The following is a 26,204-nucleotide window of genomic DNA, read 5'->3' as shown; positions in this document are numbered from 1 at the left end:
TCCGCACCGTGAATTGAGTACCCCCATGCCACGAACCGACGCCCTGCCCGCCACCCAGCCCGATCCGAGGCGCTGGAAGGCCCTGATATTCATCGGCCTGGCGCAGCTGATGGTCGTCCTCGACGCCACCATCGTGAACATCGCGCTGCCCTCCGCCCAGAAGGACCTCGGCATCACCGACGGCAACCGCCAGTGGGTGATCACCGCGTACGCGCTCGCCTTCGGCGGTCTGCTGCTCTTCGGCGGCCGGGTGGCCGACCTGTGGGGGCGCAAGCGGACCTTCATCGTCGGCCTGACCGGCTTCGCGCTGGCCTCCGCCCTGGGCGGCGCCGCCGCCAACACCGCGATGCTGCTCGGCGCCCGCGCCCTCCAGGGCGTCTTCGGCGCACTGCTGGCGCCGGCCGCGCTCTCCCTGCTGGCCGTCATGTTCACCGAGGCCAAGGAGCGCGCCAAGGCGTTCGGCATCTACGGCGCGATCGCCGGCGGTGGCGGCGCGATCGGCCTGATCCTCGGCGGCCTGCTCACCGAGTACATGAACTGGCGCTGGACCTTCTTCGTCAACATCCCGTTCGCCGTGGTCGCCGCCGTGGGCGCGGTCATGGTGATCCGCGAGCCCGCCGAGGGCCGCAACCGCAACAAGCTCGACGTCCCCGGCGTCCTGCTGGTCACCACCGGCCTGGTCGCCCTGGTCTACGGCTTCACCCGCGCCGAGTCGGACGGCTGGGGCTCGGGCGTGACCATCGGCCTGTTCGTCGCCGCCGCCGTGCTGCTGGGAGCGTTCGCCCTGGTCGAGCAGAAGGTCAAGGCGCCGCTGCTGCCGCTGCGCGTCGTGCTGGACCGCAACCGCGGCGGGGTCTACCTGTCGCTGGGCCTGGCCGTGATCGGCATGTTCGGTCTCTTCCTGTTCCTGACCTACTACCTGCAGATCGTGCTCGACTACAGCCCGGTCCTGACCGGCGTGGCCTTCCTGCCGATGGTGGCGGGCATGATCACCGGCTCGACCCAGATCGGCGCCCGGCTGATGACCCGCGTCCCGGCGCGGTACCTGATGGCCCCCGGCTTCCTGGTCGCCTCGATCGGCATGCTCATGCTGACCCAGATCGACCTGGACACCTCCTACCCGGCGCTGATCCTGCCCGGCCTGGTCCTGATGGGCCTCGGCATGGGCACCGCGTTCATGCCGGCCATGAGCCTGGCCACGCACGGCGTCGAGCCGCGCGACGCCGGTGTGGCGTCGGCCATGGTCAACACCTCGCAGCAGGTCGGCGGCGCCATCGGCACCGCACTGCTGAACACCATCGCGGCGAGCGCCACCACCACCTGGCTGGCGGCCCACGCGGGCGCCGCGACCAGCCCGGCCGCCGCCAGGGCGGTGCAGTTCCAGGGCATGGTCGAGGGCTTCTCGACCGCGATCTGGTGGTCCTTCGGGATCCTGGTGCTGGCCGCCGCGATCGCCTTCGTGCTGATCAACGCCGGCCGCCCCGGCTCCGGCGGCGCGGGCGAGGGCACGGGCGCGGCGGACGCCAACGAGGTGCCGGTGCTCGTGCACTGACCCTCGCGGGGTACGCGACGGTGCGCTGCGGCCCGCCCGGTGTCTTCACGGCACCGGGCGGGCCGTTCGCCGTCTCCGGGCACCCCCGCCGTGGAAATGGGGAAGAGTCCCCGGTTATTCTGGTCGAGCCCAGAAACGGGGATAGCTCCCCGCTTCACTTCGACCGAGGTGCGTGGACATGACCCGGAATCAGAGCACCGCCGGCGGACGCGGACAACGCGCCGCCGACTGGGCCGACGGCCGGCTGGGGATCTACACCCTGGCCAGGGCCAACCTGCGCAAGATCTTCCCGGACCACTGGTCCTTCATGCTGGGCGAGATCTGCCTGTACACCTTTGTGATCATCATCCTGACCGGCGTCTGGCTGACCCTGTTCTTCAAGCCCTCCATGGGCGAGGTCGTCTACGACGGCTCGTACGTCCCGCTCAAGGGCGTGCCGATGTCCGGGGCCTACGCCTCGACCGTCGACATCAGCTTCGAGGTGCGCGGCGGTCTGCTGATCCGCCAGATCCACCACTGGGCGGCGCTCGTCTTCATCGCCGCGATGTTCGTCCACATGATGCGGGTCTTCTTCACCGGAGCGTTCCGCAAGCCGCGCGAGATCAACTGGCTCTTCGGATTCCTGCTGCTCTTCCTCGGCATGCTCGACGGCTTCTTCGGCTACTCGCTGCCCGACGACCTGCTCTCCGGGACCGGCCTCCGCTTCGTCGAGGGCGCGGTCCTCGCCGTCCCGCTGGTCGGCACCTACGTCCAGATGTTCATGTTCGGCGGCGAGTTCCCGGGCACCGACATCGTGCCGCGGTTCTTCACCATCCACGTGCTGCTGATCCCCGGGGTCATGCTCGGCCTGCTGGTCGCCCACCTGATCCTGGTCTTCCACCACAAGCACACCCAGTGGGCCGGGCCCGGGCGGACCGAGCGCAACGTCGTCGGCATGCCGCTGATGCCGGTCTACCTGGCCAAGGCCGGCGGGTTCTTCTTCCTGGTCTTCGGCGTGATCGCCGCCGTCTCGGCGATCGCCACGATCAACCCGATCTGGGCGTACGGCCCGTACCGCCCGGACCAGGTCTCCACGGACGCCCAGCCCGACTGGTACATGGGCTTCGCCGAGGGACTCGTCCGGGTGATGCCGGGGTGGGAGGTCGGCCTGTGGGGGCACACCCTCAACCTCGGCGTGCTGATCCCGTTCTCGCTCTTCCCGCTCGTGCTGGGCGCGATCGCCGTCCACCCGTTCGTGGAGGCCTGGGCCACCGACGACAGGCGCGAACGCCACCTGCTCGACCGCCCGCGCAACGCCCCCGTGCGCACCGCGCTCGGCGCCGCCTGGATCTCGCTCTACCTGGTGACGCTGGCCGGCGGCGGCAACGACCTCATCGCCACCCACCTGCACCTGTCGCTCAACTCCATCACCTACGCCGTCCGGGTGGGATTCTTCGTCGTCCCGGTGGCCGTCTTCGTCGTCACCAGGCGCTGGTGCCTGGGGCTCCAGCGGCGGGACCGCGAGAAGGTGCTGCACGGCCGCGAGACCGGCGTCGTCAAGCGCCTGCCGCACGGCGAGTTCGTGGAGGTGCACGCCCCGCTCGCACCCGCCGAACTGCACCGGCTCACCGCGCACGAGCAGCCGCGCGCCCTCGAACTGCCCGCCGCCGTGGACGACAATGGAGTGGTCCACCCGGCCGGGGTGCTTGACCGGGCCCGTGCGAGGCTGTCCCGTGGGCTGTACGGCGGGGGCGCCCGGATCCCCGGGCCCACCGCAGAGGAGTTCCACCGGGCAGCCGCGCACCACGGTCCCTCCGGGCCGGACGGGCACGACGGGCGGTCCGGGTCCGACCCGCACCGTGCCAGTTCCGAGCAGCACGCCGTCACCGACCAGCACGCCGTCACCGAGCGCCACGAGAGCAGTGGCGGACGCGGCCACTGAGACCGCGACCGTCCGCACCCGCCCGCCGAACCGGAGAGGGAGGACACCGTGCACGACCGTACCGACCAGTTGGCCGACAGCAGATACCTCCTGCTCACCACCTACGGCGAGGACGGCCGTCAGGTCCGCTCGCAGATCTGGGTGGTCGCCGACGGTACCGCCCTCGGCATCTGGACGCCCGCCCACTCCGGTGAGGCGGAGCGGATCCGGCGACACCCCAAGGTGCTGGTCGGCCCGTGCGACGCGCACGGACGCCCGACGGGACGCCAGCTCCCGGCCCGCGCCGCCGTCTGCGACGCGGACGACACCGCCCGCTACCGCACCTCGCTGATCAACAAGTACGGTCTGACGGCGTTCCTGGCCCTGGCCCGCAGCCGGATGCGGCTCGGGCTGGCGGGGACGGTCGGCATCAGGATCACGCTCAACGAGCTGGAGCAGCGGCTGATCGGGCCGGAGTGGCAGGTGCCGACGACGTACTGTCCGAACTGAGCGGGGTCCCGGCCCGATCGGGGGCCGGCCGGGCGGGCACGCGGACCCGTCGGGCCGGCCCCTCCCGCGTCCGGGGCCCGGTCCGGGGTGGGCGGGGCCGTGGGCGGGCTGCTGCTCGGGGGTCGGGGCGCGGGGGCGTGCCGTTCAGGGCGCGCCGTCGTCCGGGGCGCGGGCGAGGTCTCCGGGCTCGCAGGCCTCCCGCCCGGTCCCGGCGTGCACCACCTTGACGGCCCGGCCGGGCCCGCCCGGCACCACCCGCTGCTCCCGGCCGCAGCGCGGGCAGATCAACGGGATGCGCGCGCGACGGCCGGCCGGTCCCGCGGCACCATCCGGCCGAGTCACGTCAGCGGGTGGGTCGGGACCGGACTGACCTCCTGGATCTCGCCGTGGGCCTTGGTGAGCAGCTGCGAGGTGAGGTCGCTGAGCGCCCGCGCCGCCGCGATCTCCTCGCCGACCCGCAACTGGTCCGGGTCGGAGGGGTGACGGCTGGCGGAGCCGTGCGCGCGCAGTTCCGTCCCGTCGCCCAGCCGCAGAAGGGCGGCGGCGGTCGTCCTCGCCCCTTCCTCGCGGAATTCCATCTCGATGTGCCAACCGACAAGAGTCTGCATGGCGGATCACCTCCGACGGTCGCTTCTCGTCCGGCTACTCCTCCAGGGTGCGCCGCCCCGGCCGTGAGCACCAGGGCAGGCCGTGCGACCTGCACCGGAGCAGGACTTGAACGCGTTCAATCCGGGGCGTAGAGTCGGCGCGCGAGATGGGTTTGAACGCGTTCAAGGGAGGTGCGGGCCGTCATGGGGCGAGGAACCGCCGAGCTGGTCGACCTGCTGGTCCTGCTCGCCATGGGCGCGGTCGTCCCGCTCGGCCTGGCCCTGATCGACGAGCCCGGCCTCGCCCGGCTGCGCCGCCTCTGGCCGCTCGCCGCCGTCCCAGGAGCCCTCTCGCTCTGGCTGCCGCGCGGCCCGCTCGCCACCGGCAGCGCCGCGCTGTACGCGCTCGGCACCCTCGCCCTCGCCGCCCGCGCCCCGCTCCGCCTGGCCCGCACCCGCTCCCTGGCACCGCCCGAGATCGCCGTGCTCACCGCACTGGCGACTCCCTCGGTCGCCGGAACCGCCCTCGTCGCGGAACGCTCCGGACACCGCCTGTTCGGCTTCGACCTCGACGTCCTGGCCCTGACCGTCCCGCACTTCCACTACGCCGGATTCACCGCCGCGCTGGTCGCCGGGCTCGTCTGCCGTGCCGCCCCCGCCCGGCGGACCGGCCGCTGGGCCGCGCTCAGCGTGCCGGCCGGGACCCTGCTCGTGCTGGGCGGCTACTTCGTCGGCGACTGGGCCGAACTCGCCGGCGCCGCCGTCCTCACCGCCGGCATGTGGCTGGTCGGCCTGCTCACCTGGCGCGACCTGCGGACCCGCGCCGACGACCGCGCCACGCCGGTCCTGCTCGGCGTCTCGGCCGCCGTCCTCGCCGTCACCATGCTGCTCGCCCTCTGGTGGGCGCTCGGCGAGGCCTCCGGACTCCCCCACCCCACCCTCGGCTGGATGGCCGCCACCCACGGCGTCGGCAACGCCCTCGGCTTCGCCCTGTGCTCGCTGCTCGCCTGGCGCCGTCTCGCCCCGACCCCTGCGGAGCGCGTCCGATGAACGACCTCGGCGACCTCGGCGACCTGAGCGACCTCTGCTACCCCGAGGTCGGCGCCAGCGGCGACCTCGGCGCCCCGCTCCCTCCCGGGTACAACCACCTCCGCCACCGCGCCCGGATCGGCCACGGCCGCGCCGCCCTGGACGCCGCCGGCGCGGCCGTCCTCGACTGGCGGATGCACCGGGCCGCCGGCGTCCGGATCACCGCCGGCGCCGACCGCGCCGCCCCGGGCGTCGCCGTCCACTGCGCCATCGGCCTCGGCCCGCTGCGGGCGTCCGCCCCGTGCCGGGTGGTGCGGAGCACGGGCGGCGGAACCACCGGCGACCGTCACGGCTTCACCTACGGCACCCGCCGGGGCCACCTCGCGGTGGGTGAGGAGACGTTCGTGGTGGAACTGGAGCCGGACGGCACGGTGTGGTTCACCGTGAACGCCTTCAGCCGCCCCCACCGCTGGTACGCCCGCCTCGCCGGCCCCCTCCTCCCCCTCGCCCAACACCTCTTCGCCCACCTCTGCACCCGCGCCCTCACCCGCATCGCGGCCACGGCCGGCGCGTAGGCGCACAGGCGCCCGGCCGTGGCCAACGCAGGAAGTCGGCCGGGCCGACTTCTCACGTGCCAACTGCCTCCGCAGGCAATGCGGACCACCACCACGAGCCCCACGGAGGACAAGCGGGGCGGGAATACCGGGGATGCCGGTGACCCGCGCGCCTCACCGAGCCGGCAAGGCACAGGAAGTCGGCCGGGCCGACTTCTCATGTACCACCTGCATTCGCAGAGCCTGCGTATGCAGAAGGCGCCAGGAGGTGCCCCTATGGATCTCCGGTCAAGGCCGTGCACCAGGACGGCGGAATGACGACGTGGGGGCCGCTGTGAACGGCAGTACGGAGTTCTCGCCGAGGGCCCCATGGACGGCCGGCAGGACCGGTCCCGGGCAGCCGGGACTTCCGCGGCGGAGTTCGAGCAGCTGGGGGCCGGGGCTGGGCGGGCTCTCGGCGGTTCAGGCCGATCCGGCAGGCCGGGGTCCGTGGAAGGTGCCGTCGCGGAGCACGGCGAAGAGGACGTCGACCCTGCGTCCGGCCAGGCGGCGGAGGGCCTGGGTGTGCCGTTTGCCCTGGGCCGATCTTCCTGTCGTGGTACGCGCGGGAGGCCGGGTCGCCGAGGGAGGCGGACGCGGCCGGGAAGAAGGCCCGTTCCAGCTGCTTGTTGCCGCGGCGTGAGGGTTGCTCGCCGCGTCCGGAGGATCGGGAACTGCGGGTCGCGGGGGGGCCGGCGCAGGAGGCGTCCACCGTCGGGTGGGTGTCCGTCCACGGCTCGACGGTCGCCCCCGGTGCCCCGGCACCGTCCACGGGGCCGGGATTGGCGGCGTCGGTGTTCGCCGGAAAGGTCAGGGGGTGGGGATGGTGAGGAGGAGGGTGTCGGTGTCGAGGGTGCGGATCTCGAAGTGGTCGATGGCGGGGGGTGGATAGGCGGTGCCGCCGGTGGTGTGGAGGGGGGTGGTGGCGGGGTAGCCGGTGGCGGGGACGTTCCAGGTGGTCACCGTCTGGTGGGCGCCGGTGCTGGAGACGGCGACCAGGTGGCAGGTCAGCGGGCCCTGGACGCCGGAGAGTTCGAGGGTCACGCGGCTGCCCCAGGGCGCGGTGTCGACGCCGACGACGGCGTGCGCGCCGGTCGCCGGGTCCGTGGCGGTGAACCGGTGGGCGGCCGCGGTGGCGGTCACGGCGGGCGGGGAGTCCGCGGTGATGACGGTGGCGGTCACCACCGGGCCGGCGATCGTCAGCGCCGCGGCGGCGGCGACCAGCACCAGCCGCCGGACCTTCCCCCGCCGACGGCTCGCCCGCACCTCCGCCACCAGCCGGTCGAGCAGCACCGGATCCGGGCGGGGGACGGGGTTCACGAGGTCCGCGGCGGCCGCGTACTCCCCCAGCAGCGCCTCCACGGGGGCGAGTTCGGACAGCAGCTCGGTGCACTGCGGGCAGCCGGTGGCGAGGTGGGCCTCGAAGGCGGCGCGCTCGACCGGGTCCAGGACGCCGAGGGCGTAGGCGCCCGCGTCGGAGTGCGGAGGCCGGGGCGGGGGCTGGGGCTGGGGCTGGGGCCGGGACGGTGTCACGATGTCACTCCCCGTTCCTCCAGCGCGAGCCTCAGCGCGCGCAGCGCGTAGTGGACCCGTGAGCGCACGGTGCCCGCGGGTATGCCGAGTTCGGCGGCGGCCTCGTTGGCGGTGCGGCCCTTGAAGTAGGTCTCGACGATCGCCTCGCGGTGCGCGGGCGAGAGTTCGCCGAGCGCGTCCGCGACGGTCATCATCCGCAGCGCGCGGTCCAGCTCGTCCTCGGCGGGCAGCAACTCCAGCGGGACGGAGTCCACTTCGCGCGGCCGGGCGAGTTCGGCACGGTGCTCGTCGATGACGATCCGCCGGGCGACGGTGGCGAGCCAGGGCCGGGGGGAACCGGCGGCCGGGTCCAGCCGGTGGAGGTTGCGCCAGGCCCGCAGCAGCGTCTCCTGCACGACGTCCTCGGCGCGTTGGCGGTCCCCGGCGACCAGGTGGAGGACGAAGCCGTACAGCGGCCCGGCGTGCTCGCGGTAGAGCGCGCGCATCAGCTCCTCGTCAGGTGCCGGCGCGCCCCGGGCGGCCGGGCGGCCGCCACCGGGAGGCTCCTCGGTCACCATCACATCCTTGCGCACCCGTGCCTCCGGGTCGAGGGTCGCCGCCCCCGGCGGGGACGGTCGGGACGGGCTCCGGTCCGGGCCCCGCGCCGTGCGGCCGGGTCGGCGGACCGGGCCGAACGGGCGGGCCGAACGGACGGGGCCGAACGGGCCGGGCAGGCGGCCCGGCCGGAGGGCGGGCTCAGTAGCCGGGGCCGGCGGGACCGCTCGGCGCGGCGGCCCGGTCCCCGGTGGGGGTCACCGCGAACCAGGTGCCGTCGACGCCCTGGCCCCTGGTGTCGCCGGGCCGTTGGTCGGGCGCGTAGCGGTAGAGCGGCCGGCCCGCGAGGGTGAGCTGTCGGCTGCCGTCGGCGCGGGTGACGGTGCCGACCAGACCGGCGTCGACGCCACTGACGGTGACCGTCGCGCCGTCGGCCGGGACGGGTGGCCAGATCGCGGCGCAGCCGCCGTTGCAGGTGGCGGTGGGCGGGTCGGCGCTGTCCCGGTCGAAGCGGTAGAGGGTGTAGCCGGCACTGTCGGTGACGATGGTGCCCAGGTGGGGGTCGGTGGTGGTCCGCAGGGTGGCGCCGTTGGTGCCGGGCGCGGCGGGTGCCGCGGGCGCCGAGGGCGCGGCGGGCGGCATGGCCGGCGGCGGGCCGCCGGTTCCGGACGAGCCGCAGCCGGCCACCAGGGCGGCCGCGGCCAGTCCGGACGCGGTGAACAGGGCGAGCCGGCCGGGCCGGTGGCCGGGGCGGCGGCCCGGGCCGCCGCCCCCGTCGTCCCCCGGCCCCCCGGTGCGACGGTTGGTGCGCATGGTGACAGCTCCCCGGTGGGTGCCGGTGCACGTCGGTGCCGGACACCCTCCGGTACGGATGCGGGCCGGTGTCCGCTCAACGGACGACGCGGTAGGGTCCGCGGAATAGCTCGCGGGCGGCAGCCGTTGTCGCGGGCACATGGCCTTGACCGCCACCACCGGAAGGGCAGGAATCGCGACATGAGCAGCACGGTCGAGCTGACCAAGGAGAACTTCGACGACATCGTCCCCGGCGCGGACGGCAAGGATTTCGTCTTCATCGACTTCTGGGCGGCCTGGTGCGGCCCGTGCCGTCAGTTCGCGCCGGTGTTCGAGAAGGCCGCCGAGCGGCATCCGGACCTCGTCTTCGCCAAGGTGGACACCGAGGCGCAGCAGGAGCTGGCCGCGGCCTTCGGCATCCAGTCGATCCCGACCTTGGCGATCATCCGTGAGGGTGTGCTCGTCTTCTCGCAGGCGGGCGCGCTGCCCGAGCCGGTGTTCGAGGACCTCATCGGCCAGGCCCGCGGCCTGGACATGGCCGAGGTGAAGCGCAAGGTGGCGGCGGAGCAGGCCGCCGGCCCGCAGGCCTGACGGCCGGCCGCACGCGCGGCCCTTTCGCGACGGCGAGTTCCGGGGCGGTCCCTCCGCCCCGGGGCTCGCCTTCGCGCGTTCGGGCCCCGCGACTGCGGTTCCGGCTCCCGGCCCAGGCCCTCGGTCCCCGCTCTCTGTCCCCGCCCTCGGTCCCCGGCCTCAGTCCCCGGCTGTCGGCTCCCCGGCTGTCGGCTCCCCCACCGCCGGACCGGCGTCCGCGCTCCAGGCCGCGAGGCGGGCGGCGAGGGCGCGGAGTTCGTCCTGGAGGGCGGCGGGACGGCGGACGGTGAACGGCCAGCCGAGGCCGGCCAGCATCACGGCCATGCCGTCGAGCCGTTCGGCCCGCGCGCGGAACAGGACGCGGCCGTCCCCGGTGCCGGTGACCGTGCCGGCCGTGGGCGGGATGCGGTGGCGGGCCTCCGCGAGCGTGGTCGAGAGGAGGACCTCGACCTCGTGCGTCCACGGCACCGCGGCCAGCGACTCCAGCACCCGCTGCACCGGGTCGACGCCGGCCGGCGGTTCGAACCCGGTCTCGCACGGTTCGGCCGCGCGGATCCGGTCCAGCCGGAAGGTCCGCTGCTCGCCGCTGCGGTGGTCCAGACCCGTGGTGTACCAGCGGCCGGAGTGGAAGACCAGCCCGTACGGGTCGAACTCGCGCTCGCTGGGCGCGCCCTCGCGGTCCCGGTAGTCGAGCCGGACGCGGCGCCGGCGGCGGGCCGCATCGGCGAGGGTGAACAGCGGGCCGGCGGCGGGGCTGGGGCCGGTGGCCGGCGCGGCGGTCAGTCCGAGGGTCTGCTCGACGGCCGCGATCCGGTCCCGCAGGTGCGGCGGCAGGACCCGCTGGATCTTGGCGAGCGCCGACTCCCCGGCCTGCTCGCCCACCGACAGGCCGGACCGCCGGCCGGCCAGCAGTCCGAGCACCACGGAGGCGGCCTCGTCGCCGGTGAGCATCAGCGGCGGCAGCCGGAAGCCCGGCATCAGCCGGTACCCGCCGTACCGGCCGCGGTCGGCCTGGACGGGGATGCCGAGTTCGACGAGCCGCGCGGCGTACCGGCGGACGGTGCGGACGTCGACCTCCAGCCGGGCGGCCAGCTCGGCACCGGTGAGGCCGGGGCGGTTCTGGAGGAGTTCGAGCAGGGCCAGGGTGCGGCTGACCGGGTGTTCCACGGATCCTCCGGTCCTCGGGTCGGCCGGTGCCTCGGATCGCCCGCACGCACCCCGGAGCAGAATCGCTCGACGGGCCGATAAATCCGGTCGAGTTCTGTCCTCTTTTGATTCTAGGGTCGGAGCAACGGCGGCCGCGCGGCCCAGTACCTCAGGAAAAGAACTCCAGGAGAGGACCTTCCTCATGAGCACCTTCGTACTCGTCCCCGGTTTCTGGCTCGGCGGCTGGGCCTGGGACGCGGTGGCCGAACCGCTGCGCGCCGCCGGCCACACGGTGCACGCGGTGACCCTGCCCGGGCTCGCGGAGCGGGCCGGCGAGGCCGGTCCCGGGACCGGCGCGGAGGCCCACATCGCCGATCTGACCGACCTGTTGGTCCGGGAGGACCTCCGGGACGTGGTGCTGGTCGCGCACAGCGGCGGCAGCATCGCCGTCACCGGCGCGGCCGACCGGGTGCCGGAGCGCATCCGCCGGGTGGTCTGGGTCGACTCCGGTCCGATCGCCGACGGCGTCGCGATCGCCGACCTCTGGGACCCGGCCTACCGCACCGCGCTGGAGAACTCGCTGGTCGACGGCTGGCGGCTGCCGATGCCCTCCTGGGAAGTGCTCGCCTCGGGCGGCGCCGACGCGGCGGGGATCGACGAGGCCGGGCTCGCCCGGATCCGCGAGCGGGCGAGCGACCAGCCCGGCCTCACCCTCACCGAGCCGGTGCGGCTGACCGGCGGGGCGGAGAAGCTGCCGAAGGGCCTGGTGTCCTGTTCCATCCCGCTGGCACAGGTCCGGGAGATGATCGCCGCCGGGCACCCGTACTTCGCCGCGCTCGGCGGGCCGGAGTGGGAGCTGCGGGAGGTGCCGACGGGGCACTGGCCGATGTTCTCCCGGCCGGCCGAAACGGCGGCGGTGCTGGCGGAGTTGGCCGAGGTCGAGTAGCCGCGGGGCGGCCGGCCGGGGACGCGGGACGGGGAACGCGTTCCCGGCCGGGGACGCGGGACCGGGAACGCGCCTCCAGTCGGGGGAAGCGGGACCGGCCGGGGCAACGGGGCCCGGCGGGGCGACGCGGGCCGGGCGGAACGGCGTTCGCCCGCGTGTTCGGCTGCGCCGGGCGGACGGCCCGGCGGAGGATGGGGCAGGACACCGCGGAGCCACGGCACCGCGGCCCGCCGGCACCACGACCCGACAGCACCACGTGCCGCAAGCACCACGGCACACCCGCGCGAGCACGGAGGAACACGCATGACCTCTCCCCAGTCCACCGCCCCCGAGGAGTACGACGTCATCGTGATCGGCGCCGGCCCGACCGGCGAGAACGTCGCCGACCGGACGGCCGCCGCCGGGCTGCGCACCGTGATCGTGGAGAGCGAACTGGTCGGCGGCGAGTGCTCCTACTGGGCCTGCATGCCGAGCAAGGCGCTGCTGCGCCCGGTGGCCGCGCTCGCCGACGCCCGCGCGGTGGCCGGCTCCCGGGAGGCCGTCGGCGGCGGGGCGCTGGACGCGGCCGCGGTGCTCGCCCGGCGCGACTCGTTCACCTCGCACTGGAAGGACGACGGCCAGGTCCAGTGGCTGCGCGACACCGGCATCGACCTGGTCCGGGGTCACGGCCGGCTGGTCGGCGAACGGCAGGTGACGGTCGAGGCGGAGGACGGCGGCGAGCGGCTGCTGGTCGCGCGGCACGCCGTCGCGATCTGCACGGGCAGCCGTGCGGTGCTGCCGCAGGGCGTCCCCGGGCTGGCCGACGCGCGCCCCTGGACCAACCGGGAGGCCACCGGCTCGCCCACCGTCCCCGGGCGGCTGGCGGTGGTCGGCGGCGGCGTGGTCGGCGTGGAGCTGGCCACCGCCTGGCGGGCGCTCGGCTCGCAGGTGACGCTGCTGGTCCGCGGCGGCGCACTGCTGCCCCGGATGGAGCCGTTCGCCGGCGAGCTGGTCGCGGACGGACTGCGGGCCGCCGGGGTGGACGTCCGCTTCGGCACCGAGGCCGCCTCGCTGGAGCGGACGCCCGGGGACGCCGCGGACGGCGGACCCTCCGAGGTGACGCTGGTCCTCGGCGACGGCGAGCGGCTGACCGTGGACGAGGTGCTGTACGCCACCGGGCGGGCCCCCCGCACCGCGGACGTCGGCCTGGAGCAGGTCGGCCTGCACGCCGGCACATGGCTCGACGTGGACGACAGCTGCACCGTCCTCGGCGTCGACGGCGGCTGGCTGTACGCGGCCGGAGACGTCAACCACCGGGCGCTGCTCACCCATCAGGGCAAGTACCAGGCCCGGATCACCGGCGCCGCGATCGTCGCGCGCGCCGAGGGGCGCCCGCTGGACACCACGCGCTGGGGCGCGCACGCCGCGTCCGCCGACAGCGCGGGCGCTCCGCAGGTGGTCTTCACCCACCCGGAGGTCGCGGCCGTCGGCCTGACCGCCGACGCCGCCGAGCGGGCCGGCCTGCGGGTCAGGACGATCGACCACGACCTCGGCGCCGTGGCCGGTGCCTCGCTCTACGGCGACGACTACAAGGGCCGGGCCCGGGTGGTCTTCGACCTGGACCGGAAGGTGCTGGTCGGCGCGGCGTTCGTCGGGCCGGGCGTCTCCGAGCTCCTGCACTCGGCGACCGTCGCGGTGGTCGGCGAGGTGCCGATCGACCGGCTCTGGCACGCGGTGCCCGCGTACCCGACGATCAGCGAGGTGTGGCTGCGGCTGCTGGAGGGCTGCCGGGGCTGAGCGGTGCGGCCGGGCAACGGGGCTCGGGGTGCCGGGGTGGGTCGGGTGATCCGCCCCGGCCCGCTCGCCTCCGCCCGGTGCAGCGCGGCTCGGTGCGGCGCAGCCCCGTGCGGCGCGGCGAGATGTGACGGGCGCGCGACGGCGGGACACTGGGCCGGGGAGGGTGTCCGGCGGGGGCCGTTTCGCCGACCAGGTGGTGTGTGGCAATGACCGAGGTGCTGTTGGCCGTCGGAACCGAGAAGGGCCTCTTTCTCGGACGCAGTCGTGACCGGCTCACATGGGAGTTCAGCGGTCCGCACTTCCGGATGAACGCGATCTACTCCGTCGCGATCGACCGCCGGAACCACGCGGACGGGCAGCCCCGCGGCGACGGGAGCGTCCGGCTGCTGGTGGGCGCGGACAGCAGCCACTGGGGGCCGTCCGTCTGGCACTCGGACGACCTCGGCGCCACCTGGTCCGAACCGTCCACCCCGGCCGTCCGCTTCCCCGAGCACACCGGCGCCTCGCTCACCCGGGTCTGGCAGCTCCAGCCGGCCGGTCCCGAGGCCCCCGGCGTGGTCTACGCGGGCACCGAGCCCGCCGCGCTGTTCCGTTCCGAGGACGGCGGCGAGTCCTTCACCCTGGTCGAATCGCTCTGGAACCACCCGCAGCGCACCGAGTGGGGCGCCGGCTACGGCGGCCAGGGCCTGCACACGATCCTCGCCGACCCGCGCGACCCGCAGCGGCTGCTGGTCGCCGTCTCCAGCGGGGGCGTGTACCGCAGCAAGGACGGCGGCGCGAGCTGGGAACCGTCCAACTCCGGCCTGCGGGCCGAGTTCCTGCCGGAGGAGAGCCAGTACCCCGAGTTCGGCCAGTGCGTGCACAAGATCGCCCCGGACGCAGTGAACCCGGACCGGCTCTACCTGCAGAACCACGGCGGCGTGTACCGCAGCGACGACGGCGGCGCGAGCTGGCGCCCGATCGCCGACGGGCTGCCCGCCGACTTCGGCTTCGCGATCGCCGCCCACCCGCGCCGCGCCGACACCGCGTACGTGTTCCCGCTCGGCGGCGCCGACGACCGGATCCCGCCCGGCCGCCGCTGCCGGATCTTCCGGACCACGGACGCCGGTGACAGCTGGCAGGCGCTCGCCGACGGCCTGCCGGGCGAGGACCACTACGGCATCGTGCTGCGCGACGCGCTGCGCACCGACGACCTCGAACCGGCCGGCATCTACTTCGGCAACCGGACCGGCGACGTCTACGGGAGCCACGACGCGGGCGAGCACTGGTCGTTGCTGGTCTCCCACCTGCCGGACGTACTGTGCGTCCGGGCGGCCGTCATCGCGGACTGACACGGCGCGGGGCCCGGCACGACGCGGTGGGGCGCGGGGCCGGGCCGGGCGGCCCGGCCGTCGACGCGGCCGCCGGCCCGGAGCCGGGCTCAGGTGTCGTAGTCGCCGTCCCAGGGGGCGGAGAAGCCGAGGCCGTCGGGGTAGAACTCGGCCCAGTCGTCCTGCTCCGCGCCCTCGCCGTGCCGCTCGACGACCAGGCCGAAGCGGCAGCCCTCGGTGCGCACGGCGAAGGGCGCGATCGCGATGTCCCCGAACTCCCGCTCCGGCAGGGCGTCCAGCCAGCGCCGCAACAGCGCCTCCGCGGCCGTCACGGCCTCGCCGCCGAACACGCCCGGCACCGCCTCGATCCGGGAGCCGAGGTGGCGCCCGGCCTCGTCGAAGCGGTGCAGCACCGCGAAGCAGCGCCGGTCCGCCTGCTCCGCCCGTCCCTCCGCCGCCTCCGGCACGGCGTAGGTGACGGAGGCGAAGAACTGGCCGCCGCGGCAGCGGCCGATCGTGTCGGTGCGGTAGCCGGGCTCGTACGCGATCGGGATGACCTCGGGAACGCTCATGCCCCGCACGGTAGGCGCCGCCACCGACACTTCCCGGCCGGGAACCCCCGCTCCGGAGCGGGGCGGGGCAACCCTGCGTGGGTGCGGACGGCGGGAAGGCCGTGGCGTCGGGCACGGCGGTCCCGGGAGGGCGGGGCCGGAGCCCGGGGGGCGGACCGCCCCGGGTCAGCCGCGCCGCGCCGCCCCGGGCGCCCGCCCCCCGGCTCGTGCAGGTGCGGCCCCGTGACCGCGGGCGGCCTACCGGCCGGGACGGCCGGATAGAGCGGATCCGCCGGGCCGAGCGGATCTGCCGGACCGACCGCGTCGGCCGACGGGTTGATCGGAACGGATCGTTCACCGAGCATGGCGGGCAAGGGCGTGCCGAGGGGCGGGCCGACTCGCGAGGATCGGACGAACGGCGTGACGGAAACGCAGACCGACCGGCAGTACGGCTACGGGGCCGACGGCGTCGCCGTCGTGCGCTACGAGCGCGGGGAGCGGGAGGGCCGCCCCTGGGCCGACCGGCTGGAGGTGGTCGACCCGCGCGCCGACCTCGCCGCCCAGGCCGCGTACGTGCGGACGGAGCTGGCGGGTTGGGTGGTCTCCGGGCCGGTCGAACTCGGCCAGGAGCTGGTGCGGCAGGGCTCCACCGTGCTGCGCCACGGCCACACCATGCGCCGCGAACTCACCGACGCGCCTCCCGCCGAGGGCTGGGAGGCATGGGCCCGGACGCCGCTGCGGGACGGCCTGCGTGCCGTCCCCTGCGACCGCGACGCCAAGGAACTGGCCCCGGCCTCGCTCACCGCCTTCGGTCCCGGGCACCCTGACCACCGGCCGGACGACGACGAGCAGACCGGGACTCAGCGGCTCGCCGAACTCCTCGCCGGGCAGATCATAGGACCGGTGCTGCCGTCCAGCACGCTGGTTGTCGACGGCACCGACCGGGTGGTGGCCGGCGCCGTCCTCACCGACTGGGACGGCCTGCCCTGGATCGCCCACGTGTTCCGCGACCCGGCACGCGGCTACCCCGGTCTCGGCCGCGACGTGCTGCGCCGCGCGGTCGCCGCCGTCGCCGCCTCAGGCGCCGCCGCCGTCGGACTCGCCGTGACCGAGGGCAACCGGGCCCGCCGGCTGTACGAGGAGATGGGTTTCACGGTGACGGGCACGTCCCTGACCGTCATCGTCCCCTGAGCCGCAGCCGCACCGGTCCGGACGGCAGCCGTCGCGTGCGGCACCGGTCGTGCCGTCCCGGAGCCGGCCCTCAGGGGTGGGCCAGCTCCAGGACGGCTATGCCGGCCAGCACCGTCGCGCTCGCCGCCATCCGCAACCGCCCCAGGCGCTCCCGGAAGACCACGGTGGCGATCAGCGCGGCAACCACGATGCTGGTCTCGCGCAGCGCCGCGACAGTGGCGAGGTTCCCCCGGGACTGCGCCCAGACCACCAGCCCGTAGGCGGCCAGCGACAGCACCCCGCCGGCCAGCCCGAACGGCACCGCCGGACCGGCACCGGCCAGCAGGCCCCGCCCCCGGCGCGCCCGGGCGATCAGCGCCAGGACCGGGCCCTGGAGCAGGAAGAGCCAGGCGACGTAGCCGCCGACCGTCCCCGCCTGCCGGACACCTCCGCCGTCCGAGACGGTGTACGCGGCGATCATCACCCCGGTACCGGCGGCCGCCGCGAGCGCCGGCAGCTGCGCCCGGCCCGGCACGCCGTGCGCGAGGGCCAGCCCGACCAGCCCGCACGAGATCACGGCCACGCCGAGCAGTTCCCCCACCCCGGGCGTCTCGCCGAGCAGGGTCACCGACAGCACCGCCACCAGCACCGGCGCCGAGCCGCGCGCGATCGGGTACATCTGCCCGAAGTCCCCCAGCTGGTAGGCGCGGAGGAGGAGCAGCTGGGAGGCCACCTGCATCGCCACGGAGGCGAGCAGGTACGGCCAGGCCCCGGCCGCCGGGAACGGGAAGAGCAGCACCAGCACCACCGCGCAGGCGGTGTACGCGAGGTTGATCAGGGCGAAGCCGACCAGCTTGTCCTGGATCCGGTGCGCCAGCCCGTTCCAGACCGCGTGCAGCACGGCGGCGGTCAGGACGGCCACGGGAACGGCGGCGGACATGGCGGTGCTCCCCTCCTTCGAACGGCGCCGGACACCTCCCGGCCGGCGGGGCGGCCACGGGTGTCCGACGGGCCGGCAGCGCGCCGGCCTCGGAATCGAATTCCACGGTACACTGGATTCATGGAAGAGCGTTCCGAATTCTCTCCGCTGGAGTCCCAGCTGGCCGCACACCTCCGCGCACGGCTCGGCGAGCTGCGCGGCAGCGAGGCGCGGGTCGCCGAGGTGCTCCTCGCCCGCGGCGCCGACCTGGTCGGCCTCAGCGTGAGCGACGTCGCCGAGCTGGCCGGGACGGCGCCCTCCTCGGTGGTCCGCGCCTGCCAGCGGCTCGGCTTCCGGGGCTACCAGGAGCTGAAGATCGCCGCCGTCCGGCAGGCCCCGGCCCCCGCGCCCGACCCGGCCGACACCCGCGACCCGGCGGCCCGCGCGCTCTCCGACACCGTCCGCGCCGCCCGCGAGGCGCTCGACGGGATCGCCACGACGCTGACCCCCGACGGACTGCGGGCGGCGGCCGAGGCGCTGAACGACGCCGACCAGGTCCTGGTCCTCGGCGCGGGCCTCTCCGGCGCGGTGGTCCTGGACGCCGCGTACCGGCTGCGCGCCCTGGGCGTCCGGACGGACTCGTCCGCCGACCCGACCACCGCCCAGCTGGCCGCCGCCCAACTGCCCCCCACCGCCGCCTGCCTGGCCATCAGCCACACCGGCGCGACCCGCACCGTGGTCGACGCCGCCCGGCACGCCCGCGACAACGGCGCCACCGTCATCGCCCTCACCAGCTACGCCCGCTCACCGCTCACCGGCACCGCCGACCACACGCTGGTCGCCGGCGGCCAGGACCTCGTCTTCGGCCTGGAGACCACCGCCAGCCGGATCGCCCACCTGACCGTGCTCGACGCGCTGACGCTCACCCTCCTCACCCTCCGCGGCGAGCCGGCCGAGCGCGCCCTGCGGCTCTCCGCGGACGTCACCGCCGACCACACGTACTGACGGGTCCGGAGCCGCCCGTGCACGAGGCCTTCACGTCGCTCCAGCGGCCCTTCGAGAACGCCGGGTTCCGTCCGGGCCTCGGAACCGTCGCCGGGTGGACGGCGGCGAACGGGGACGCTCCCGCGCTGTTCGTCGGTCACACCGGGGAGGGCTCCTGGCCCGTCGGCGACGGCGTGAACGACCCCGGCCTCGGCGGCGCCTGCGCCTGCGCGGCCATGTGCATCGGGGTCGCGACCGGCCACGACTCAGGCGTGCGAGAACCCGCCGGCCTGCCCCCGGCCGGGCCGCCGAACGGGACGCGCCCGGCACTCCGGGGCACCGGGTTCCGCTCCGGCTCCCGGACCGGAGCGGCCGACAGCCGCTCAGGCGCGGAGCCGGACGGCGGGGCGGTGGCGGTGACGGTGCCGAGGCGGACGAAGCCGCGCCCGGTACGGCGGGCCGCGGCGGGCGGTGGGTCCGCCGGCGCGCCCGTGCCGTGCGATCCCCGCGCAGACGGACGGGCCCGGTCGGTCCCGTGGACGGGCGGCCACGGAGAGGGCGGCCCGGAAGGGGTGCGCGGAGCCGGGATCGGGGGAAGGCCCGGAGGAGCCCGGGCAGGGAGACCGGGGGCAGCGCCTCGGGGACGACGGGCACCGGGGCGTCGTCGCGGTCGTGCCCGGCCCGGGGCCCGGGGCTGCGCGGTGGTGGCTGTCCAGCCGGTGAAATGGCTGCGGGGCCGGTCAGTGGCGGTGTGTAGGCTCGCGGGCATGGCAAGGGTGACGCGGGACGACGTGGCGAGGGTGGCGGGGACGTCGACCGCGGTCGTGAGTTATGTGATCAACGACGGACCGCGTCCGGTGGCGGCGGCGACGCGGGCTCGGGTCCTCGCCGCCGTCGAGGAGCTGGGGTACCGGCCGAACCGGGTCGCGCAGGCGATGGCGCGGCGGCGCAGCGACCTCCTCGGCATGGTCGTGCCGGACGCCCGTCAGCCCTTCTTCGCCGAGCTCGCGCACACCGTGGAGCGGGCGGCCGCCGAGCGCGGCAAGCTCGTGCTGATCGGCAACTCCGACTACGCCGACGAGCGCGAGGCCCACTACGTCCGCGCCTTCCTCGGCATGCAGGTGGACGGTCTGATCCTGGTGACCCAGGACCCGTCCGTCCCCGGTGTCGCGGGTGCGGACTCCCCCGACGGGACGCCGGTCGTCCTGCTGCACCACCGCGCCGAGACGGAGCACGGCATCGCCGTGGTCGCGGACGACGAGGGCGGTGCCCGGGAGGTCGTGCGGCATCTGCTCGGCCACGGGCACGCCGAGGTGCACTGCTTCGGCGGGACCTTCTCGCTCAGCCCGAGCGACCCGGTGACCGTCCGCACCGCCGGGTGGGCCGCCGCGCTCGCCGAGGCGGGACTGTCCACCGAGGGCCGGCTGACGCAGGCGCCGTTCGACCGCGTGCGGGCGCACCGGGAGGCGCTCGCGCTGCTGTCGCGCGCCGACCGGCCGTCCGCCGTGTTCTGCACGACGGACGACCAGGCGATCGGACTGCTGCGGGCCGCCGACGACCTGGGCATCCGGGTGCCGGAGGACCTCGCGGTGGCCGGGTTCGACGACATCGCCGAGGCGGTGATCGCCGGACCGTCACTGACCAGCGTGGCCACGGCCCAGGAGGAGATGGCGCGCGCCGCCGTCGACCTGGTGCTGGGCGCGCGCACGGGCGGGGATTCCGCGCCGTCCACCGGGGCCCGGATGTTCCCGGCCCGGATGGTGGTCCGCCGCTCCTGCGGCTGCGGCGGGGCCTGAGGCGCTGCCGGCCGGGCCGCCCTGCGGCCGCCTCCCCGTGGTGCAGCGGGCGCGCGCGGCCCGGTCGGGCCGACCGGCGGCTCCTCCAGCCGCCGGGTGCGCGGGGTGCCGTCGCAGGCGGCCGGGGCGGCGCGGGACTCCGGTGCCCGGTCGGCGAAGTGGCGGGCGACGGCGACCCGGGTGCGCAGGGCCGGAATCGGACGGCCCTGCGGCCGGAGGGCTCTGGACCGGACGGCTCTGCGATCGGACGGCCCCGGAAGCGGGCGGCTCCGGGACCGGGACGGCGCTTGTCCCGGTCCCGGTGCCTACCGGGTGGGCAGAGCCCGGTCAGGTGCCCGGTCGGTCGGTCTCGGTCAGACCCCGGCCCGGGTGAATCGGCGGAAGAGGAGGAACGTCAGGCCTGCGGTGAGCAGGAGCAGCAGTCCGGTCTCGACGAGCTGGATCGGCACGAGGTGCGCGGGCGGGTGGTACTCGCCCCAGGCGGTCGGCGCCGTCAGGCAGCCGTCGGCCTCCGAGAGGCAGTCGGAGTGCCCCAGCCGGCGCCCGTCCGCCAGCACCACCCCGTTGTCCACCAGCCAGGAGTTGACGGGTTTGACGAAGCCGTTCAGCACCGTGCTGTAGGGCTGCTCCTCCTCGACCACCGGCCAGAAGTACGGCCGGATCACGGACATCGCCCCGTGGGTGAGGCCGATCAGCGCACCGCTCACCACCACGGCGGGGACGGTGTGCCGCACCACCTGGCCGACCAGGGTGCCGAGCACCAGGGCGAACAGCCACCAGCCGACCGGAACCACGCCGATCACGGGATAGGTGAACCCCTGGAACGGCGGGTCGAAGGCCCCGGGTTCGTCCAGGATGTCCGACCACCACACCCAGCTGGTCAGCGCGGCCAGCACGACCGAGACCGGCACGACGGCCACGGCGAACACCGCCAGCCGGGCCGTCAGCCAGCGGCCCGGGGAGACGGACTGCGCCAGCACCAGCCGCAGCGTGCCGCGTTCGTGCTCCTGGGCGAGCAGCGGGCCGCCCACGAACATGCCGATCAGCACCGGGGCGAAGGTGAGGGCCGGCTGCGCGACGTTCGTGAAGGCGTCGCTCAGGACCGACACCTGCGTGTAGCGCATCCAGCAGTCGGGCTCGGACCAGGCCTGCGGGGTGTAGCAGCCGGTCTGCCGGAGGAGTTCGAGCCGGTCCCGGAGGAGGACGTGCAGGACGACCAGGGCGACGGCGGCGAGCAGGGCGAGGACGGCCAGGTTGCGCAGCGGGACCCGGCTCTGGCGCAGCGCCAGCCACAGCACCCCGCGCGGCCGGCGGGCGCTCCGGGTGCGGGCGGGAGCGGTGGCGGACGAGGGAGCGGGAACCGGAGCGTCCGGGCCGGTCAGGGTGCTGGTGCTCATACGGCGGCCTCGGGGTCGTGGTCGGCGTGGACGGCAGGGGCGGCGGGAGCAACAGGGGCGAAGGCGGCGGCAGGAGCGGAGGGGACGGCGTGCGGGAGGGCACGGCCGGGGGCCCCGGCCCGGAGGTAGCCGAGGAGCAGTTCCTCCAGGGTCGGGCGGGCCGACTCCCACGGGCCCTTCACCGGGGTGCCGGTGCGCAGCAGTGCGGTGAGCTGACGGCCCCGGACCCGCTGCTCGACCGCCTCGCCCGCGGGGAGCGGCGCCCGGCCGGCGACACCGGTGACGACCCGGTGGCCGTCGAGGAGGTCGTCGAGGTCCCCGGCCAGCCGGATCCGGCCCGCCTGGAGCAGCAGGACGTGGTCGATGACGCCGTCGAGTTCGGGCAGGACGTGCGAGGAGACGACGATCGTGGTGCCGCGTTCGGCGGCCTCGGCCATCAGCATGCCCATCACGTCGTGCCGGGCGAGCGGGTCGAGGTCCGCCATCGGTTCGTCGAGCAGGAGCAGGTCGGCGCGCTTGCCGAGGGCGAGGGCGAGCGCCACCTGGGTGCGCTGGCCGCCGGAGAGCGAGCCGACGCGTGCCCGGGGGTTCAACTCTCCCTTGTCGATGATGCTCCGGGCGATCGCCTCGTCCCATCCGGGGTTGAGCTCGCGCCCGAGGCGCAGGGTCTCCGCCACCGTGAACGAGGGGTAGAGCGGCTTCTGCTGGGCGACGTAGGCGACCCGGGCGCGGGTCCGCTCCGTCCCCACCGCCTCGCCGAACACCCGCAGTTCGCCCTCGGTGGGCCCGGTGAGGCGGGCGGCCAGGGTGAGCAGGGTGCTCTTGCCGGCCCCGTTGGCGCCGACGATCCCGCAGATCCGTCCCGCCGGAACGGTGAAGTGGCAGTCGCGCAGCGCCCACTCGTCACCCGGATAGGCCTTGCCCAGCCCCACGGCCTCGACCGCCGGACGCTCCCCGGCCGGTGTCGCGCCGGCCGACGGCGGTGTCGTGTCTGTCATGCGGTCCCCCCACCCTCCCTAGTTCGAACCGGTCGGCGGATCCGCCGGCCCGGTGGACGACCGCGGTGCCGCGGCGGCACCGGTGCTTCCGGCGGCCGCACCGACGCCGGTCTCGAATCGCTGCTCCAGGACGGAGGCCATCAGCGCGCCGATGTCCTCCTGGTCCAGCCCGGCCCCGCGGGCTTCGTCGACCCAGGCCACCAGGCCCGCGCGCAGCGGCCCGTCGGCGGCGGCCCCGGGCCGGGCCAGCGAACGGCGGACGAAGGTGCCGAGGCCCGGGCGGGGCTCGACCAGTCCCTCGCGCTCCAGTTCGCGGTAGGCCTTCAGCACGGTGTTGGGGTTGATCGCGGTCTGCTCGACCACCTCCCGCGCGGTCGGCAGCTTGTCCCCCGGCTGCAGCACGCCCAGCCGCAACGCCTGCTTGGTCTGCTGAACGATCTGCTGATAGGTGGAGACGCCGCTGCGCCGCTCGATGCGGTACTCGATCACACCGCCATCACCCTTTCACTAGTTCATTAGTGGAATCGTGGCGGACCACGGCTCGTCGGTCAAGTCGGACCCCGGGGCGGGGCGCGGAGCGGGGACTACGGACGGTGGAGCAGGCGGAGGTCACCGTCGTCCACGACCCGCCGGTAGCCCAGCAGTTCGTAGCGGTCGAGCATCCGCCGGGTGTCGGCGATCGCGCACGGCGCCTTCACGCTCGGGTCCGCCAGATCGACGGCGACCCACTGGGGCCCGCCCCGCTCCCGGTCGGCCGGCGGCGACGGCTCGCGGCAGACCAGACCGACCGTGGTCCGCCCGGCCAGCTGGGCGGCGAGCCGGTTGGAGGCGGCCACGGTGGCGCCGTCGGGTATCCGGTCGAGCATCGCCCTGGTCGCCGTGAGACGGGGCGAGGTCCCCCAGGCGCCCGGAGCCGCGAGCTCGTGCAGCGGGTACACCGGCAGCGTCACGACGGCCACCAGGCCGGCGACCGCCAGGGCGCGGCGGGCCCGGCGTACGGCGGTCGGATCCGGTACGGCGGCACCGCCCGGTGACGTCGCACCGCCCGGGGCAGGGCCGCCGTCCGGGGCAGGAGGACCGTCCGGCGGAGGCGCGCCGCCCGGCGCCACGGACCCGTCGACGGCCGCGGCCCCCGCGGCCACCCCGGCGCCCACGAGGACCCCGGCCCGCGCGGCGGCGGCGCTCCGGGCGGCCGTGCTCCGGGCGAAGGCACCGGTCCGGTCCAGGGCGTCCACCAGAGCCGCCACCAGCAGCGGCATCAGCACCGCGCTGTAGTGGTAACCCACCCCCCAGTAGTGCGGGTTGTCCGCGATCAGCCGCCAGCCGAGGGTCGGCACGCAGAGCAGCGCCAGCGGCGAACGCAGCCCCAGGAACCCGGCGGTCGCGGCGGCCAGCCCGAGCAGCAGCCACTTCAGCGGCGGCCAGACCACCCGGACCGCCGCGGCCCACGGCGGCCCCCCGGCCTCCCCGCCCCCCATCTGCCCCCAGTAGTCGAAGGTGCCACCGGGGTTGAACGACGGCAGCACCACCAGCACGGTCAGCGCCGTCGCGGCGAGCCCGAACACCGCCGTGCCGAGGCCCAGCGCGCGCGTCCTGCGCGTGCGCGGGGCCCGCAGGAGGACCAGCAGGCCGACGACGGTCACGGTCAGCCCGAGGTCCTCCTTCACCAGCACCAGCGGCAGCGCCCAGAGCACCGCCGCGACCGGCCGTCGCCGCCCCAGCGCGGTGGCCGCGAAGGCCAGCAGCGGCACGGCGAAGGCGATCTCGTGGAAGTCGTCGGCCACCGCCTCGACGATCCCCCAGGACGCTCCGGTCAGGCATCCGACGACGAGGGCCAGCCGCCGGCCGCCGACCTCGTGGGCCCAGCGGGCGAGCGGCACCACGGCCAGCGCCATCAGCACCGCCTGCGCGACGAGCAGGGTGGCGGCGGCCGGGAACGCGCGGTACAGCGGGGCGAGGGTGACGAGCAGCGGGTGGAAGTGGTCCCCGAGCAGGTGGTAGCCGGGAGCCTTGAGCAGCACGACCGGCGCCTCACCCTGCGCGTAGGCGCGCACGGCCTGCTCGAAGATGCCCAGGTCGTAGGCCTGGGTCAGGATGCGCCGGTGCCGGTTGAGGGCGACGCAGGCGTAGAGCACGGCGAACAGTCCGGCCAGCCCCCAGGGCAGGACCCAGGGCCGGTGGAGCGAGCGGAGCACCTTCCTGCGGAGCATCCACATCAAGAAACCACCCTTTCACTATTGAATTAGTGAAAGGGTGGTGGAGCCGGTCCGGGCCGTCAACCCCGCCCGGGCCGAACGGCTGCCCGATCGCGCAGACCCGCCGCCCGGACGGCGCTCCGGAACGGGCCCGCCCGGCCCCGGGCAGCGCCCCGGAACGGGCCCTCCCGCCGTCGTGCCGGGGGCTTCCCCGCCCCGGATGCGGGGGTCAACCCCCCTAACGGAAAGGGGGTTTCTCTGATTCTCCGCAGCCGCTCCGATCAGCAGACTTTCCACCATGAGCCCAGAGCCCACCACCCTCGCGCCCCCGGCCACGGCCACCCTGCAGCGCCGCGACCCGGACGGCAGCGACTTCGCCCAGCTCACCTGCCGGATCGCCGAGGAGGGGCTGCTCGACCGCCGCCCCGGCTACTACACGGTCCGCTTCGGGCTCACCCTCGCGGCGTTCGCCGCCGGCTGGTACGCCCTGTTCGCCCTGGGTGACACCTGGCTGCAGCTCGCCCTGGCCGCCGCGATGTCCGCCGTCTTCGCCCACCTCGGCCTCCTGGCCCACGATCTGGCACACCGTCAGGTCTTCGCCGGACGGCGGAGCAGCGAGACCGGCGGGCGGATCGTCGCCAACCTGCTGATGGGCATGAGCTACGGCTGGTGGATGAACAAGCACACCCGCCACCACGCCAACCCCAACCACGAGGGCCGGGACCCGGACGTCGCCCCGGACATCGTGGTGTGGTCGCGGCAGCAGGCCCGGCAGGCGCGCGGGGTTGCCCGGTTCATCGGCCGGCGGCAGGCGTACCTGTTCCTCCCGCTGCTGTTCCTGGAGGGCCTCAACCTCAGCTTCAACAGCTTCCGCGCGCTGCGCAGCCCGTACCTGAAGCGGCCCCGGCTGGAGGGCGCCCTGCTCGTCCTGCACTTCGCGGCCTACTTCGGCGTCGTGTTCGCCGCGCTCCCGGCCGGCAAGGCGGTCGCCTTCCTCGCCGTCCACCAGGCCCTGCTCGGCGTCTACCTGGGCTGCGTCTTCGCGCCGAACCACAAGGGCATGCTGATGGTGACGCCGGAGATGCGGCTGGACTTCCTCCGCCGCCAGGTGCTGACCTCGCGCAACGTCCGCGGCAACCCCGTGCTCGACCTCATGATGGGCGGCCTCAACTACCAGGTGGAGCACCACCTCTTCCCCAGCATGCCGACCCCGGCGCTCCCCCGCGCCGCCCGGATCACCCGCCGGTTCTGCGCGGAGAAGGGCATCCCGTACTACGAGACCGGACTGCTGCGCTCCTACCGGGAGATCGTCACCCACCTGCACCGCACCGGCGAGCCACTGCGCGCGGACCACTGACCGCCGGGCACCGGGCACGGAAGGCCGGTCACCGCACG

24 protein-coding genes and 1 pseudogene are annotated in these 26,204 nt (G+C 75.2%); 13 read left to right on the top strand and 12 right to left on the bottom strand.

Annotated elements, in window-relative coordinates:
* Window positions 1-25 precede the first annotated feature (25 nt).
* The 3 genes from ACFCX4_RS03095 (at window position 26) to ACFCX4_RS03085 (ending at window position 3,962) form a co-directional block, all read left to right on the top strand.
* The gene (locus ACFCX4_RS03095; protein ID WP_376138392.1) at window positions 26-1,552 is read left to right on the top strand and encodes an MFS transporter; all 1,527 of its coding nucleotides are present in this window, start codon (window positions 26-28) and stop codon (window positions 1,550-1,552) included.
* Between the two features lie 178 nt (window positions 1,553-1,730).
* Window positions 1,731-3,473 (top strand): cytochrome bc complex cytochrome b subunit, encoded by a 1,743-nt coding sequence (locus ACFCX4_RS03090; protein WP_376138391.1) that lies wholly within the window; start codon window positions 1,731-1,733, stop codon window positions 3,471-3,473.
* A 48-nt stretch (window positions 3,474-3,521) separates the two neighbouring features.
* Complete coding sequence (locus tag ACFCX4_RS03085; protein ID WP_376138389.1) at window positions 3,522-3,962, top strand: PPOX class F420-dependent oxidoreductase; 441 nt, start codon at window positions 3,522-3,524, stop codon at window positions 3,960-3,962.
* A 338-nt stretch (window positions 3,963-4,300) separates the two neighbouring features.
* Here ACFCX4_RS03085 and ACFCX4_RS03080 read toward each other — a convergent pair whose 3' ends face one another.
* Entirely contained in the window at window positions 4,301-4,570 is a 270-nt protein-coding gene (locus ACFCX4_RS03080) for a DUF1876 domain-containing protein (protein ID WP_376138388.1), read from the bottom strand.
* A gap of 183 nt (window positions 4,571-4,753) precedes the next feature.
* On the opposite strand from ACFCX4_RS03080, the gene ACFCX4_RS03075 reads away from it, so the two are divergent.
* Both ACFCX4_RS03075 and ACFCX4_RS03070 read left to right on the top strand, forming a co-directional pair.
* Complete coding sequence (locus ACFCX4_RS03075; protein ID WP_376138387.1) at window positions 4,754-5,599, top strand: YndJ family protein; 846 nt, start codon at window positions 4,754-4,756, stop codon at window positions 5,597-5,599.
* Between the two features lie 23 nt (window positions 5,600-5,622).
* On the top strand, window positions 5,623-6,153 hold the full coding sequence (locus ACFCX4_RS03070) for a DUF1990 family protein (protein WP_376138422.1): 531 nt from the start codon (window positions 5,623-5,625) through the stop codon (window positions 6,151-6,153).
* Between the two features lie 441 nt (window positions 6,154-6,594).
* Here ACFCX4_RS03070 and ACFCX4_RS03065 read toward each other — a convergent pair.
* The 4 genes and pseudogenes from ACFCX4_RS03065 to ACFCX4_RS03050 form a co-directional block, all read right to left on the bottom strand.
* Window positions 6,595-6,877, bottom strand: a pseudogene (locus ACFCX4_RS03065) (IS110 family transposase); the annotation flags it as partial.
* A 104-nt stretch (window positions 6,878-6,981) separates the two neighbouring features.
* Window positions 6,982-7,704 carry an anti-sigma factor family protein gene (locus ACFCX4_RS03060; RefSeq protein ID WP_376138386.1) on the bottom strand — a complete coding sequence of 241 codons (723 nt, stop codon included), beginning with the start codon at window positions 7,702-7,704 and terminating at the stop codon, window positions 6,982-6,984.
* Window positions 7,701-8,261, bottom strand: a complete 561-nt coding sequence (locus ACFCX4_RS03055; RefSeq protein WP_376138420.1) for a sigma-70 family RNA polymerase sigma factor — start codon at window positions 8,259-8,261, stop codon at window positions 7,701-7,703. The genes ACFCX4_RS03060 and ACFCX4_RS03055 overlap by 4 nt, the downstream gene beginning before the upstream one ends.
* Before the next feature lie 178 nt (window positions 8,262-8,439).
* On the bottom strand, window positions 8,440-9,051 hold the full coding sequence (locus ACFCX4_RS03050) for a hypothetical protein (protein ID WP_376138385.1): 612 nt from the start codon (window positions 9,049-9,051) through the stop codon (window positions 8,440-8,442).
* 180 nt (window positions 9,052-9,231) lie between these two features.
* Between ACFCX4_RS03050 and ACFCX4_RS03045 the strand changes: the two genes are divergently transcribed.
* The gene (locus tag ACFCX4_RS03045) at window positions 9,232-9,621 is read left to right on the top strand and encodes a thioredoxin family protein (RefSeq protein ID WP_376138384.1); all 390 of its coding nucleotides are present in this window, start codon (window positions 9,232-9,234) and stop codon (window positions 9,619-9,621) included.
* Window positions 9,622-9,780: 159 nt separating this feature from the next.
* On the opposite strand, the gene ACFCX4_RS03040 is transcribed toward ACFCX4_RS03045, so the two are convergent.
* Complete coding sequence (locus tag ACFCX4_RS03040; protein ID WP_376138383.1) at window positions 9,781-10,788, bottom strand: helix-turn-helix transcriptional regulator; 1,008 nt, start codon at window positions 10,786-10,788, stop codon at window positions 9,781-9,783.
* 181 nt (window positions 10,789-10,969) lie between these two features.
* On the opposite strand from ACFCX4_RS03040, the gene ACFCX4_RS03035 reads away from it, so the two are divergent.
* The 3 genes from ACFCX4_RS03035 to ACFCX4_RS03025 all read left to right on the top strand — a co-directional run bounded on the left by ACFCX4_RS03035 (window position 10,970) and on the right by ACFCX4_RS03025 (window position 14,820).
* The gene (locus tag ACFCX4_RS03035; protein ID WP_376138382.1) at window positions 10,970-11,713 is read left to right on the top strand and encodes an alpha/beta fold hydrolase; all 744 of its coding nucleotides are present in this window, start codon (window positions 10,970-10,972) and stop codon (window positions 11,711-11,713) included.
* Between the two features lie 303 nt (window positions 11,714-12,016).
* Window positions 12,017-13,489, top strand: coding sequence for a dihydrolipoyl dehydrogenase family protein (locus ACFCX4_RS03030; protein WP_376138381.1), 1,473 nt, complete (start codon window positions 12,017-12,019; stop codon window positions 13,487-13,489).
* A gap of 206 nt (window positions 13,490-13,695) precedes the next feature.
* Window positions 13,696-14,820: a WD40/YVTN/BNR-like repeat-containing protein gene (locus ACFCX4_RS03025; RefSeq protein WP_376138380.1), complete on the top strand. Its 1,125-nt coding sequence runs from the start codon at window positions 13,696-13,698 to the stop codon at window positions 14,818-14,820.
* 89 nt (window positions 14,821-14,909) lie between these two features.
* On the opposite strand, the gene ACFCX4_RS03020 is transcribed toward ACFCX4_RS03025, so the two are convergent.
* Window positions 14,910-15,371, bottom strand: a complete 462-nt coding sequence (locus tag ACFCX4_RS03020) for a hypothetical protein (protein WP_376138379.1) — start codon at window positions 15,369-15,371, stop codon at window positions 14,910-14,912.
* Window positions 15,372-15,770: 399 nt separating this feature from the next.
* Here ACFCX4_RS03020 and ACFCX4_RS03015 point away from each other — a divergent pair, with 399 nt between their 5' ends.
* A complete protein-coding gene (locus ACFCX4_RS03015) occupies window positions 15,771-16,541 on the top strand; it encodes a GNAT family N-acetyltransferase (protein ID WP_376138378.1) in 771 nt (256 codons plus the stop codon).
* A gap of 70 nt (window positions 16,542-16,611) precedes the next feature.
* Here the strand turns inward: ACFCX4_RS03015 and ACFCX4_RS03010 are convergent, their stop codons facing one another.
* On the bottom strand, window positions 16,612-17,460 hold the full coding sequence (locus ACFCX4_RS03010) for an EamA family transporter (protein ID WP_376138376.1): 849 nt from the start codon (window positions 17,458-17,460) through the stop codon (window positions 16,612-16,614).
* Between the two features lie 120 nt (window positions 17,461-17,580).
* On the opposite strand from ACFCX4_RS03010, the gene ACFCX4_RS03005 reads away from it, so the two are divergent.
* Together ACFCX4_RS03005 and ACFCX4_RS03000 are read left to right on the top strand one after the other, a co-directional pair.
* Complete coding sequence (locus ACFCX4_RS03005) at window positions 17,581-18,444, top strand: MurR/RpiR family transcriptional regulator (RefSeq protein ID WP_376138375.1); 864 nt, start codon at window positions 17,581-17,583, stop codon at window positions 18,442-18,444.
* Window positions 18,445-19,190: 746 nt separating this feature from the next.
* Window positions 19,191-20,219, top strand: coding sequence for a LacI family DNA-binding transcriptional regulator (locus ACFCX4_RS03000; protein ID WP_376138374.1), 1,029 nt, complete (start codon window positions 19,191-19,193; stop codon window positions 20,217-20,219).
* A 353-nt stretch (window positions 20,220-20,572) separates the two neighbouring features.
* Here the strand turns inward: ACFCX4_RS03000 and ACFCX4_RS02995 are convergent, their stop codons facing one another.
* The 4 genes from ACFCX4_RS02995 to ACFCX4_RS02980 all read right to left on the bottom strand — a co-directional run bounded on the left by ACFCX4_RS02995 (window position 20,573) and on the right by ACFCX4_RS02980 (window position 24,824).
* The gene (locus ACFCX4_RS02995) at window positions 20,573-21,616 is read right to left on the bottom strand and encodes a hypothetical protein (protein ID WP_376138372.1); all 1,044 of its coding nucleotides are present in this window, start codon (window positions 21,614-21,616) and stop codon (window positions 20,573-20,575) included.
* Window positions 21,613-22,614, bottom strand: a complete 1,002-nt coding sequence (locus ACFCX4_RS02990; protein WP_376138371.1) for an ABC transporter ATP-binding protein — start codon at window positions 22,612-22,614, stop codon at window positions 21,613-21,615. The genes ACFCX4_RS02995 and ACFCX4_RS02990 overlap by 4 nt, the downstream gene beginning before the upstream one ends.
* Window positions 22,615-22,632: 18 nt before the next feature.
* Window positions 22,633-23,103 carry a GntR family transcriptional regulator gene (locus tag ACFCX4_RS02985; RefSeq protein ID WP_376138369.1) on the bottom strand — a complete coding sequence of 157 codons (471 nt, stop codon included), beginning with the start codon at window positions 23,101-23,103 and terminating at the stop codon, window positions 22,633-22,635.
* A gap of 95 nt (window positions 23,104-23,198) precedes the next feature.
* Window positions 23,199-24,824 (bottom strand): DUF2079 domain-containing protein, encoded by a 1,626-nt coding sequence (locus tag ACFCX4_RS02980; protein ID WP_376138367.1) that lies wholly within the window; start codon window positions 24,822-24,824, stop codon window positions 23,199-23,201.
* Between the two features lie 283 nt (window positions 24,825-25,107).
* Between ACFCX4_RS02980 and ACFCX4_RS02975 the strand changes: the two genes are divergently transcribed.
* Complete coding sequence (locus ACFCX4_RS02975; RefSeq protein ID WP_376138365.1) at window positions 25,108-26,166, top strand: fatty acid desaturase family protein; 1,059 nt, start codon at window positions 25,108-25,110, stop codon at window positions 26,164-26,166.
* Window positions 26,167-26,204 lie beyond the last annotated feature (38 nt).

Source organism: Kitasatospora sp. NPDC056327 (assembly GCF_042261735.1).
Lineage (GTDB): Bacteria > Actinomycetota > Actinomycetes > Streptomycetales > Streptomycetaceae > Kitasatospora.
This window is presented reverse-complemented; position numbering and strand designations above follow the sequence as displayed.

What these genes read in the sequence shown, in the direction of transcription:
- ACFCX4_RS03095 (WP_376138392.1), top strand. Translation starts at nt 26, where the DNA reads ATGCCACGAACCGACGCCCTGCCCGCCACCCAGCCCGATCCGAGGCGC.
- ACFCX4_RS03090 (WP_376138391.1), top strand. Translation starts at nt 1,731, where the DNA reads ATGACCCGGAATCAGAGCACCGCCGGCGGACGCGGACAACGCGCCGCC.
- ACFCX4_RS03080 (WP_376138388.1), bottom strand. Translation starts at nt 4,570, where the DNA reads ATGCAGACTCTTGTCGGTTGGCACATCGAGATGGAATTCCGCGAGGAA.
- ACFCX4_RS03075 (WP_376138387.1), top strand. Translation starts at nt 4,754, where the DNA reads ATGGGGCGAGGAACCGCCGAGCTGGTCGACCTGCTGGTCCTGCTCGCC.
- ACFCX4_RS03055 (WP_376138420.1), bottom strand. Translation starts at nt 8,261, where the DNA reads ATGGTGACCGAGGAGCCTCCCGGTGGCGGCCGCCCGGCCGCCCGGGGC.
- ACFCX4_RS03050 (WP_376138385.1), bottom strand. Translation starts at nt 9,051, where the DNA reads ATGCGCACCAACCGTCGCACCGGGGGGCCGGGGGACGACGGGGGCGGC.
- ACFCX4_RS03045 (WP_376138384.1), top strand. Translation starts at nt 9,232, where the DNA reads ATGAGCAGCACGGTCGAGCTGACCAAGGAGAACTTCGACGACATCGTC.
- ACFCX4_RS03035 (WP_376138382.1), top strand. Translation starts at nt 10,970, where the DNA reads ATGAGCACCTTCGTACTCGTCCCCGGTTTCTGGCTCGGCGGCTGGGCC.
- ACFCX4_RS03030 (WP_376138381.1), top strand. Translation starts at nt 12,017, where the DNA reads ATGACCTCTCCCCAGTCCACCGCCCCCGAGGAGTACGACGTCATCGTG.
- ACFCX4_RS03025 (WP_376138380.1), top strand. Translation starts at nt 13,696, where the DNA reads ATGACCGAGGTGCTGTTGGCCGTCGGAACCGAGAAGGGCCTCTTTCTC.
- ACFCX4_RS03020 (WP_376138379.1), bottom strand. Translation starts at nt 15,371, where the DNA reads ATGAGCGTTCCCGAGGTCATCCCGATCGCGTACGAGCCCGGCTACCGC.
- ACFCX4_RS03010 (WP_376138376.1), bottom strand. Translation starts at nt 17,460, where the DNA reads ATGTCCGCCGCCGTTCCCGTGGCCGTCCTGACCGCCGCCGTGCTGCAC.
- ACFCX4_RS03005 (WP_376138375.1), top strand. Translation starts at nt 17,581, where the DNA reads ATGGAAGAGCGTTCCGAATTCTCTCCGCTGGAGTCCCAGCTGGCCGCA.
- ACFCX4_RS03000 (WP_376138374.1), top strand. Translation starts at nt 19,191, where the DNA reads ATGGCAAGGGTGACGCGGGACGACGTGGCGAGGGTGGCGGGGACGTCG.
- ACFCX4_RS02995 (WP_376138372.1), bottom strand. Translation starts at nt 21,616, where the DNA reads ATGAGCACCAGCACCCTGACCGGCCCGGACGCTCCGGTTCCCGCTCCC.
- ACFCX4_RS02990 (WP_376138371.1), bottom strand. Translation starts at nt 22,614, where the DNA reads ATGACAGACACGACACCGCCGTCGGCCGGCGCGACACCGGCCGGGGAG.
- ACFCX4_RS02980 (WP_376138367.1), bottom strand. Translation starts at nt 24,824, where the DNA reads ATGCTCCGCAGGAAGGTGCTCCGCTCGCTCCACCGGCCCTGGGTCCTG.
- ACFCX4_RS02975 (WP_376138365.1), top strand. Translation starts at nt 25,108, where the DNA reads ATGAGCCCAGAGCCCACCACCCTCGCGCCCCCGGCCACGGCCACCCTG.